This window comes from Gammaproteobacteria bacterium (assembly GCA_016716465.1).
Taxonomy (GTDB): Bacteria; Pseudomonadota; Gammaproteobacteria; order SZUA-140; family SZUA-140; genus JADJWH01.
Genome location: JADJWH010000008.1, coordinates 1 through 10,009, shown reverse-complemented (window position 1 = coordinate 10,009; position 10,009 = coordinate 1). Strand labels below are relative to the sequence as shown.

At 62.9% G+C, this 10,009-nt stretch carries 9 protein-coding genes and 3 pseudogenes; 6 read left to right on the top strand and 6 right to left on the bottom strand.

From position 1 onward, the window contains the following. Positions 1–389: 389 nt before the first annotated feature. Positions 390–1,173: pseudogene (gene argB / locus IPM20_14260) on the top strand (acetylglutamate kinase). A gap of 445 nt (positions 1,174–1,618) precedes the next feature. Here the strand turns inward: argB and IPM20_14255 are convergent. Then, positions 1,619–1,990, bottom strand: a complete 372-nt coding sequence (locus IPM20_14255) for a DUF4124 domain-containing protein (protein ID MBK9132771.1) — start codon at positions 1,988–1,990, stop codon at positions 1,619–1,621. Positions 1,991–2,003: 13 nt separating this feature from the next. Here IPM20_14255 and IPM20_14250 point away from each other — a divergent pair. The 4 genes and pseudogenes from IPM20_14250 (at position 2,004) to IPM20_14235 (ending at position 4,623) form a co-directional block, all read left to right on the top strand. After that, positions 2,004–2,757 (top strand): annotated as a pseudogene (locus IPM20_14250) (sulfite exporter TauE/SafE family protein). 178 nt (positions 2,758–2,935) lie between these two features. After that, positions 2,936–3,328, top strand: a complete 393-nt coding sequence (locus tag IPM20_14245) for a DUF1311 domain-containing protein (protein MBK9132770.1) — start codon at positions 2,936–2,938, stop codon at positions 3,326–3,328. A gap of 104 nt (positions 3,329–3,432) precedes the next feature. Further along, positions 3,433–4,155, top strand: coding sequence for a hypothetical protein (locus IPM20_14240; GenBank protein ID MBK9132769.1), 723 nt, complete (start codon positions 3,433–3,435; stop codon positions 4,153–4,155). A 102-nt stretch (positions 4,156–4,257) separates the two neighbouring features. Next, positions 4,258–4,623: a hypothetical protein gene (locus IPM20_14235; protein ID MBK9132768.1), complete on the top strand. Its 366-nt coding sequence runs from the start codon at positions 4,258–4,260 to the stop codon at positions 4,621–4,623. Between the two features lie 142 nt (positions 4,624–4,765). Here IPM20_14235 and pyrE read toward each other — a convergent pair whose 3' ends face one another. The 4 genes from pyrE to IPM20_14215 form a co-directional block, all read right to left on the bottom strand. Next, entirely contained in the window at positions 4,766–5,419 is a 654-nt protein-coding gene (gene pyrE / locus IPM20_14230) for an orotate phosphoribosyltransferase (protein ID MBK9132767.1), read from the bottom strand. Between the two features lie 67 nt (positions 5,420–5,486). Further along, positions 5,487–6,056, bottom strand: a complete 570-nt coding sequence (locus tag IPM20_14225) for a hypothetical protein (GenBank protein MBK9132766.1) — start codon at positions 6,054–6,056, stop codon at positions 5,487–5,489. Next, complete coding sequence (locus IPM20_14220) at positions 6,041–6,751, bottom strand: hypothetical protein (protein ID MBK9132765.1); 711 nt, start codon at positions 6,749–6,751, stop codon at positions 6,041–6,043. The genes IPM20_14225 and IPM20_14220 overlap by 16 nt, the downstream gene beginning before the upstream one ends. Next, positions 6,748–7,875 carry an AAA family ATPase gene (locus IPM20_14215; protein MBK9132764.1) on the bottom strand — a complete coding sequence of 376 codons (1,128 nt, stop codon included), beginning with the start codon at positions 7,873–7,875 and terminating at the stop codon, positions 6,748–6,750. The genes IPM20_14220 and IPM20_14215 overlap by 4 nt, the downstream gene beginning before the upstream one ends. Positions 7,876–8,569: 694 nt before the next feature. Between IPM20_14215 and xth the strand changes: the two are divergent. Beyond that, positions 8,570–9,354, top strand: a pseudogene (gene xth, locus IPM20_14210) (exodeoxyribonuclease III). A 123-nt stretch (positions 9,355–9,477) separates the two neighbouring features. Here the strand turns inward: xth and IPM20_14205 are convergent. Beyond that, positions 9,478–9,801 carry a gamma-glutamyltransferase gene (locus tag IPM20_14205; GenBank protein ID MBK9132763.1) on the bottom strand — a complete coding sequence of 108 codons (324 nt, stop codon included), beginning with the start codon at positions 9,799–9,801 and terminating at the stop codon, positions 9,478–9,480. Positions 9,802–10,009: the final 208 nt, after the last annotated feature.

Genomic DNA, 10,009 nt, shown 5'->3' with positions numbered 1-10,009 from the left:
ATCCGCTTCGAGGCGGATGATGCCGCCGAAGTCTGAAGCGCGTGCAGAGGCCTTCCGGCGCGCCCTCCGCGCGATCGATCCGGGACACTCGGTACTGCTGTTCTGGAGTGTCGTCTTTCATATAGCGCGGCGCGCCTGGGCCTCACTATTTGCGCAGGTAGCCGCCGTAAGCTCGATGGAATTTGGGGTCAGAGTAAAACTCTGCCGCTGTTCCGCGCCTCGGCTTCGATACCGGCGAGTTTTACTCTGACCCCAAATTGCTGAGATACGCGCCTGATGACACTGACCGCCGATTCCGCCATGAACATCGCCTGGTGCTGACCGAGGCGCTGCCCTACATCCGCCGTTTCGCTGGCAAGACCATCGTCATCAAGTACGGCGGCAACGCCATGGTAGATGACGTCCTCAAGAGCGGTTTCGCCCGCGACGTCGTGCTGATGAAGCTGGTCGGCATGAACCCGGTGGTGGTGCACGGCGGCGGCCCGCAGATCGGCAAGTTGCCTGCGCGCATCGGCAAAGCAGAGCGAGTTCATCAACGGCATGCGCGTGACCGACAGCGAGACCATGGACGTGGTCGAGATGGTGCTGGGCGGCCTCGTCATCAAGGAGATCGTCGCGCTGATCAACCGCCACGGCGGCACCGGGCGGTCGGCCTCACCGGCGCGGACGGGCTTCGCTGATCCACGCGGCGCAAGATGACCTTACGCGCCAGGCACCGGAGATGGACGCCCGGAGATCATCGACATCGGCCACGTCGGCGAGGTCGCCAGCATCAACGCCAACGTCATCAACATGCTGGTGCAGAGCGACTTCATCCCGGTCATCGCGCCGGTGGGCCTGGGCGAGGACGGTCTGTCCTACAACATCAACGCCGATCTGGTGGCGGGGAAGGTGGCCGAGGTGCTGAAGGCGGAGAAGCTGATCCTGCTGACCAACACCCCCGGTGTGCTGGACAGGGACGAGCAGCTGATCTCTCGCGTCAACGCCCAGGATGTCGACCGCCTGGTCGCCGAAGGCGCCATCTACGGCGGCATGCTGCCGAAGGTGCGCTGCGCGCTGGAGGCGGTGCAGGGAGGCGCCCATACGGCGCACATCATCGATGGCCGCGTCGAACACGCGGTGCTGCTGGAAGTGTTCACCGACGAGGGCGTGGGGACGCTGATCCGGCGCTGAGGAATTTGGGGTCAGAGTAAAAACTCTGCCACCGTTCCGCGCTCCGACTTCGATACTTGGCGAATTTTTTACTCTGACCCCAAATATTTGAGGCCGTGGCGAGTCAGGGCTGCTGGTTGCGTTCCGCCTCGAGCCGCTTGGCCTGCAGCTGTTCAAAGCGCGCGATATCCTCGGCGGCGGTTTTCGAGGTCCCGACGTTCGTCGCGCCGTTCCTCAATGTAGCGACGCTGGTCTTCCATCTGCTGGTCGATGTCGCGGATCTCCCTCCTCGAGTTTCGCGTCATCTCGCCGCCCCGTTCATTCTCGGCCGCTCTGCTCGCGAGCGCGTCACGCCGGGCGCCCAGTTTTTCCAGGACCGAATCGGCGAGCGTGATGGAGGAGTCGATGCTGCCCAGATTGGCGTCGTACGCCGCCTTGACCTGGTCCCGCGTCTGGTAGGTTTCGATCAGATACTGGTCGCGAATCGCATTCCGGCGCTCCGCTTCCTGCGCCGCCGCCTGTTCCTGCGCGCGCCGCCGCTGTTCCGCGCGCTCCTGCGGATTTCCAGCGCGGCGTCGACCTGTTTACTGACCTGGCCCTGCTTGTCCAGCTGCTCATAGGAACGGTGGATCTCCGCCGGGGGGATGGTATCCCCATAGTGGACGCGGCCCTGCTCGTCGGTCCATTTGTAGGCGGCGCCGTGGGCCTCCGTGGCGGCCAGGCACAGACACAGGAGGATCGCCGCCGGGTACGGGCGCCGGGGTATACTCGAGGCCGGCCACGCGGAATCGCGGGGGCGGGACGGCCGGGTGATGAACGGACGAGGCGATGATTTCATCTGAGTGTGTGCCATGGACTGGCTGAGCCAGTTGATCCTGTTTGCCATATCACTCCTGGCGAACATGTTCTCGGCCCTGTCCGGGGGTGGGGCCGGGCTGATCCAGCTGCCGGTGCTGATCTTTCTGGGCCTGCCCTTCGGCATGGCGCTGGCGACGCATAAGATAGCAACCGTCGCCTTGGGTATCGGCGCGACGCTGCGGTATCTGAAGGCCGGCGGGGTGGAACAGCGCTTCGCCGGCTTCATGCTCGCCGCCGGTCTGCCCGGGTGGTGCTGGTGCGCGCCTGATCCTGCAGGTGCCCGACCGGGCGGCTCAGGTCACGCTCGGCCTGCTGACCCTGGGGCTGGGGGTCTATTCCTGGTTCAAGCCGGACCTCGGTCAGGAGCACCGCCCGCGGCACCGCGACCGGCGCGGGTACCTGATCGGCGGGGCGGGCCTGTTCCTGATCGGGATCGTCAACGGCTCGCTGTCCTCCGGCACGGGCCTGTTCGCGACGCTGTGGCTGATCCGCTGGTTCGGGCTGGATTACAAACGCGCGGTCGCCTACACGCTGATCCTGGTCGGCCTGTTCTGGAACGGTGCCGGCGCGCTGACCCTCGGCCTGCAGGCCACGGTCCGCTGGGACTGGCTGCCCGCTCTGCTGCTCGGCTCACTGATCGGCGGCTACCTCGGCGCACACATCGCGATCGCGCAGGGCAACCGGCTGATCAAGCGGGCGTTCGAGGTGGTGACGTTGCTGGTGGGGTTGAAACTGGTGATGGGGTGAGGGGGCGATTATATTGGGAGATGACGGGTGATGTGTTTGCGGATGAAAGACGATGTGTTTTATGCGGCCACCGCTATGCGAAACAATGAATTGAAGATGGCGCGGAGGTGTTATGCGGCGAGCGGCTGGATTTATACATCACTGATGACGTCGAATTGTAGTTAGGGTAGGTATCCCCATGAAGATTTTACTTACGATGTTTATAGCGCTTTCTGTAATGTTGCCATCCCCGCGTGGAGCAATGGCAGAAGAATTGAACTGTGACCAATTTTTAGAAGGTAGCACCCCTTGGGCTTCCTGCAAAAATTACAACGCATCAGTGGTCGCCGACAAAGACTTGAATGATGCCTATCGAAATCTTATGACTGTGATGAACAAACCAGCTTGGCGAGAAGCCAAGAAGAAGCTAATTGCAGCTCAACGAGCATGGATAGTTTTTAGAGATAGGGAATGTGAATTTTCGCAGGAACTTATTGGCGGTTCTAATCATGTAAATCAAAGCGAATGTATAGCGGATATGACAGAGAAGCGCGCTGAATATATCAAAGGCCTATATGAAAGTTATAAATAGGAACACCCTAACCCTACGCTCAAGTTTGCTCCCTCCGGTCGCTGGGACGCGCCTTCGGCGCGCCCCTTAGCTGCACGTTATGCCTATTAGAAAAGGGAGCGGCAATGTCGAGAACTAGAATAACCGTGGCCACGGTTGGACACATGCCCGCCGATTTCAACAGGCAAAAGATAAAAGAGTGGGAGTCCTCAGTATTTGAAATAGCCGATGGAATAGAAAGCTATTCGCTTACCTGCGATTCTGACGGCTATGGGTGGGAGTTTACCGACAAGGCCTTGGAGGAAGTTCTGCCGAATAAATTCAATGGCGAATTCCTAATTGCCATCGTGAATGTACCAATTGAGCTTAATTGGTATTCGCGTCGACTCTCCGCGAACAGGGTAGTTTTCTCGTTTCACGAGATCAAAGAAATTCTCAGATTCTCCAACATCACCCTTGAGAACGTTATCTATCGGCTCCTTTATGCGTATACGCTTCTGTATAAACGGAGCGGCAATCGCATACCAGAAACCGCAGAACACACCTACTTCACTCATGACGAGACACGTGGTTGTCTGTTCGACATGAACGGAATTAAAACCGATGTCGTCTACTCGTGTCACGACCCAATTATTTGCACAGATTGCGTCGAGCGGCTTAGGCGAGAGAAAGTGTCTGATGAAACAATTGCCCAATGTCAGACTGAGATAAAACGAATCCGAAAGGCGCTGTTTTACCGGATGACAGACTTCATTAAGCAACATCCACTGTGGTCATTGGCAATCTCTATGGCGACAGCAATCATTTTAAATGTGCTTGGCTCCTATGTGTACGAAGCAATCAAGTAATAGGCATAACACGTCGCTCAACCTGACTCGCTACGTCGGCGCTTCGCGCCTCGTAGCTCGCAGGTTAGCTCTGCGTTAGGTGTCACAACCAGGAGGAAGGACATGAAGCTTGAAGATTCACCACCCGCACTTAAGGCGCTAGGTGAAAAGGCGCTCGCGATTTGCGAATGGCTGGCTGGAGAGCCGGCCATCTACCGAGCCAACTGGTATAAGGTCGGGTCCCCGATTTTCGCTGAGCTCTATCTCATTGGTGAGGCCGCGAAGAAAAATCCGGCCAATAGCATTCGCATCACTGCAGCAGTACACAGCGCCGAACTCGAAGCCGTGTCCCATGGGCTGGGGAACAATATGCACGGCCATGCAGTGCCGGAGTTTGTGGTGAAGAGCGGAGACGCAGATAGCTTTGCAGACTTTCTCGTATTTATTGGGCAGGCTTTCCGTGCAAGGCGTGACCGGTCGGGGAGATAGGTGAGGAAAGGGGTCAGTGCCCTTTTTTGTCTTTTCTGGAGTAACGTTGCCCGGATGAAGCGTAGCGGAACCCGGGGATGGACTTGGTAAATACTCCCGGATTCCGACGCCTTGCGCCTTCATCCGGGCTACATTTGATTTTTCAGGCGGTGGCTTTTGCGCCGTATTCCTTCCGATAGGCCTCGATGCGCTCCAGCACCGGCCCCAGATCGTCGCGTTTCGACAGATAGCGGATCAGTGTATCCAGATTGGCGATGCTGACCACCTTGATGCCGAACTGCGACTCGACCTCCTGGATGGCCGACTGCGTGTTCTTGCCGCGCTCCTGGCGGTCGAGCGAGATGGCCACGCCGGCGACGGTCGCGCCGGAGTTACGGATGATGTCCACCGATTCGCGCACCGAGGTGCCGGCGGAGATCACGTCGTCGATGATCAGCACGCGGCCCGTCAGCGCGTGGCCGACGATGATGCCGCCCTCGCCGTGGTCCTTGGCCTCCTTGCGGTTGAAGGCGTAGGGGACGTTGACGCCGTGGCGGTCGCTGAGCGCAATCGCGGTGGCGACGACGAGCGGGATGCCCTTGTAGGCCGGGCCGTACAGCATGTCGAAGGCGAGGCCGGAACCGCGGATCGCCGCCGCATAGTAACGCCCCAGCTCGGCGATGGCGTCGCCGTCGTCGAACAGTCCGCTGTTGAAGAAATACGGGCTCAGGCGGCCCGACTTGAGGGTGAACTCGCCGAAGCGCAGCACGCCGCGGGCGATGGCGAAGTCGAGAAAGGCCTGCTGGTAGTCCTGCATCGATCACTCCTGGGTTCCGTGTCCGCGCTATTCTAGCGGGCCGGCGCCGGCGGGGGAATCGCGGACCTCAGGCATCGGCGAAGTGACGTTCCTCCTCGGCCGAGAGCTGTTGCCCCGCATCGAGGCCGCAGCGGAACGGCGCGGTCTGGGTTGCCGGGATGTGTTCGTTCTTGCGCTGCCCGGACGTGACCGGGTCGATCAGCAGGCCGATGTCTCCGCCGATGTCCAGGACGCGGAAGGTGTACACGCTCAGGGCGGGAAAGGCGCGGGCGAGGTAGCCCAGGCCCGGGGGCGCCTCCGGCGCGAGCAGCACGAGGCGAAGGTCACCGTCCGCGAGCCTGCCGCCGTCGCCCTGGAACAGCGCGGGATAGAGCCGGTACAGCAGGCCGCGGTTGTCGCCCAGCCGTTCCACGGCGAGCAGGCCCGCGAGCAGCGCGCGGCCGCCATCGCGGGCATCGAAGCTGACCAGCGCCGGGCGCCGGTTCGCATCCAGACACAACAGATGCCTGCCCTCGAACGGAAGGTCGTCGGTGACGACCGAGGAATCCTCGCCGAGGACATGCGGCAGCGCATCCACGATCAGTTCGCGCAGGATCTGTTCGGACGTCAGCGCGAGGGTCTTCAACCGCATACCCATGGGGCCTCCTGGTGCGGCGGTCGCGCCGCCGGATCTGACGCGTTCGTGCTGCGCAAATCGGCCAGCAGCAGGCGCGCGATATCGTTGAGGGACGCCTCGTCCTCGCCGCGTGAGCGGCCGGCGGCGAGATACGAGTAGCTGACGAGGTCGATGCCGAGAAAGCGCCGCGCCGCGGACGCGAAGCGGGTGAAGCCCACCGAGGCTTCGTCGCGCGTGCGGGCGCCCGTCAGCGTGGCCCCGATCACGGGTATCGGCGCCAGCTGCGCCAGCGCCTTGAGCATCAGATAGGCGGAGCGCATGCCGCGGGCCTGCAGCGGGACGCCCAGCAGGACGAGGGCGCAGGGCTGTGCGTCTGTCGGCGGCGCCGTGACCAGCATCAGATCGGGGCGCGGTCCGCGGCGCAGTCTTGCCAGCATGTCCTCGGTGCCGGTTTCAGGCAGTGCTTCCTCCACTGTTGAGCTCATGCCGGGATCTCGGTATACCAGCTCGAGCAGACTCGCGGTCGTATCGGCGACAGCAACCGGGACGCCGCGTGCGGCCAGCGCGCGGGCCAGGCCGTGGACGGGGAGGGCATCGGCATCGCCCGCGATGCCGAGCACGGCGATGCGCGCGGGCGCCGGCCCTTCATCGAGAAAATGGCGGCTGATCCGTTGCAGCCGCTCCTTCGGGCCGGCGTCCTCCAGGCCGCGTGTCATGCGGGCACGAGCTGTGGGACGTCCTCCACGTCGAGCACGGAGTTGATCTCGCCGTACTCATTGGTCACGAAGCGCGGGTTGGTGGGGTCGGCGCGCCATTCCCCGTTGACGACCAGGCGGTACTGATAGCGTCCGGGACCGACGCGCAGGGTCTTGATCAGCACGTCGTCATGGCGTTCCGTCGTCACCCCCTGGTCGGGCGCCCAGCCGTTGAAATCGCCGGCGATCCGGATGTCGATCCCGGCGGGTCCGTGGAAGATCAGGCTGATCTCCCGCGCATCGCCCGTCTCAACCTCCGGTTCCGCGCCGGCGGGGACGGCAAGGGTATCGTCCTCCGCGTCAGGCCCGGGTCGGACATGCGGCGGGGTGTGCGCATGGAGGCGCAGGATCTCCGCGGCCAGGGCGCGGTAATTGTCGCTCGCCACCGAACCGGGCAGATGATCGATGATGGGAATCCCGCGCGCCGCGGCCTCCTTGAGCCGTACCGTATAGTGAATGCTGACCGGGAGGATCTCGTCACCGAAGCGCTCCTTCAGGCGCTGCAGCGTGTCCTGGGTGAAACGGGTGCGGTGATCGACCAGGTTGGGCAGTATCCGTACCGGTATGTCGAGCTCGTATTTTTCCGCCAGCAGTTCGATGGTGTCGCGCAGGCGGTCCACCCCGTCCAGCGCGAACACGCTCATCTCCACCGGGATCAGCACAAGGTCGGCGGCGCGCAGGGCGTTGAACGAGAGCAGTCCGAGCGTAGGCGGGCAGTCGATGACGGTGAAATCGTATTTCGGCGGCAGGCCCTCCAGATGCTGGGCCAGCTGGCGTTCCCGGCGGGGCAGATCCGCCAGCAGGTGCTCGATCGCGGCGAGCGATATGGTCGAGGGCACCAGATCGACGCCGGGGGTCACCGCGGGGATGATGACCTCGCGGAGGTCCGCTTCCTGGATGAAGACCTCGTACAGTCCATTCACATTGGCGCACTGTTGTCCCAGTCCCAGCGAGGCGTGTCCCTGGGGGTCGGTATCGACCAGCAGTACGCGCTGGCCGTTGCGTCCCAGTGCGGCGGCCAGATTGATGGCGGCGGTGGTCTTGCCGCATCCTCCTTTCTGATTGGCGATGGCGATCGTGATCATGTGTCGGTGTCCCTCCACCCGTGTCGACGGCATTTATGGACAGAAAAAAAGCGGCGCCGGGGCCGCTTTTTCTGTCGTACCATTTCCGGTCGCTGCATGTTCGACTGAGGATGACCGCTGTCTGGCGCGTGCTGCGGGTCATCGGCCGTCTGCGTAGGCAATGGCCGGAGGTGCTGTGGATTGCGGACGGGCGAGCGCCTCCCTGGCGGTGCGACCGGTAGTGTGCCTGCGTTCCGCCTGGGTGGCGGGATTACGGTACGGTCCGGCGGAGATCCGCCGGACCGCGCCGGTTTCCCCGATGGACATCCTTGCCCGGGGAGAAACTCGGGTAACCTCGTGCGCCCGACGCGCGGCCGGGTCGGGTGTGAGGTGGTATACGGGAGTTCGGGTGATGGGCGGTGGTGACTGCGGCGTCGCCATGCCTGGGGGGAAGCTGTCCCCGGGACCTTATCCTCGTCGCCTCGGCAGTCGTGCCGGGACCGGATCAGTCCAGTGCGTGCGGGTGTATGACGGCGGAGCGCGACCGTTTCATCCCCCTCAGCCCCCTCTGCGGGGAGCGCTGATCGGTCTAGTGTGAAATGAAAATTTCAGATGTCAAGCCATCCGGCAAAATTCCCGCATCTTCCAAATTCACGCGGCGCGCCGGCTCCAGTATCATCGGGGCCTTCGACAGTTGTAGGGATGGCATCGATGCATCATCACCCTGAATGCCAACGGCATACGCTCGGCGGCCCGCAAGGGCTTTTTCCCCTGGCTCGCGCGGCAGGACGCCGACGTGGTCTGTCTGCAGGAGACCAAGGCGCAGGAGCATCAACTGAACGACGAGCTGCTGCGTCCGGCGGGATATTCCGCCTATTACCACGATGCGGAGAAGAAGGGTTACAGCGGCGTGGCGCTCTACTGCCGGCGCGAGCCGGACCGGGTCACGATGGGGCTCGGCTGGCCGGACATGGACCGCGAGGGGCGTTTCATCCAGGCCGATTTCGGTGCGCTCAGCGTGATCTCGCTCTATCTCCCGTCGGGCTCCAGCAGCGAGGAACGCCAGGCGGTGAAATTCGATTTTCTGGAACGCTTCGTGCCGGTGCTCAAGGGTTTCCGCCGCCGGAAGCGCGAGTATGTCATCTGCGGCGACTGGAACATCGCACACACCAAACTGGACATCAAGAAATGGCGCGGCAAACAGAAGAAATCCGGCTTTCTCCCCGAGGAGCGCGCCTGGATGGATCAGTTGTTCGGGCCGCTCGGCTTCGTCGACGCCTTCCGCGTCGTCAATCAGGAGGCGGACCAGTACACCTGGTGGTCCAATCGCGGTCAGGCCTGGGCCAAGAACGTCGGCTGGCGCATCGACTACCAGGTAATCACGCCCGGACTGAAGGACCGGGTCAGGCAGGTGTCGATCTACCAAGGACGAGCGCTTTTCCGGATCACGCCCCGCTGACCATCGACTACGAGGGCGGGCGCAATGCGCAGCCCGGATGAGCGTAGCGGAATCCGGGTGCAATGTCTACAAGGAGGATTCCCCGGATTTCGCGCTTCGCGCCTGCATCCGGGCTACATCGACGTTTGTCAGCGCGTCACGCAGCGCTGCCACCACCGCGCGGGTCACTTGCGGCGCTGACGCGGTTGTCCGCGCGATCCCACAGGGGATCGCCTGCATGTTGCCGTAGGACGCGTGCGTTCTCGAGCGTGTGCCCGCGGGCAAGCGGTCAGGGCGGCCGCTTCGTCCGCATCGAACGCGCCCGCTTCGTAGCTCACGACGTCCGGCAGATACTGATGGTGATAACGCCGTAGCCCCACCCAGTCCAGGCGGCGGGTCGCCGCGCTGAAAGTCGAGCGCGGCCAGCGCACCATGGTGATGATGCGGCTGCCTCCCGGCGTGCCGAGGATCGCGATCCGGCGGCCGTCGTCGGGTAAGGTCGGCGTCATGCTGAGAGCGGCCGCCGCCCGGCGCGATGGCGTTGGCTGCGCGCCGAGCCAGACCGTAGGAATTGCCCACCCCGGTTTGAGGGAGGAGTCGTCCATCTCTCGTCGTTGAGCAGGATCCCGGTGCCGGGCGGCATGGAAGGCGGCGCCGAAGGGGAGATTGAGTCGACAGTGTCGCGGCTACGCGGTTGCCGGCGCGATCGAGGATCGA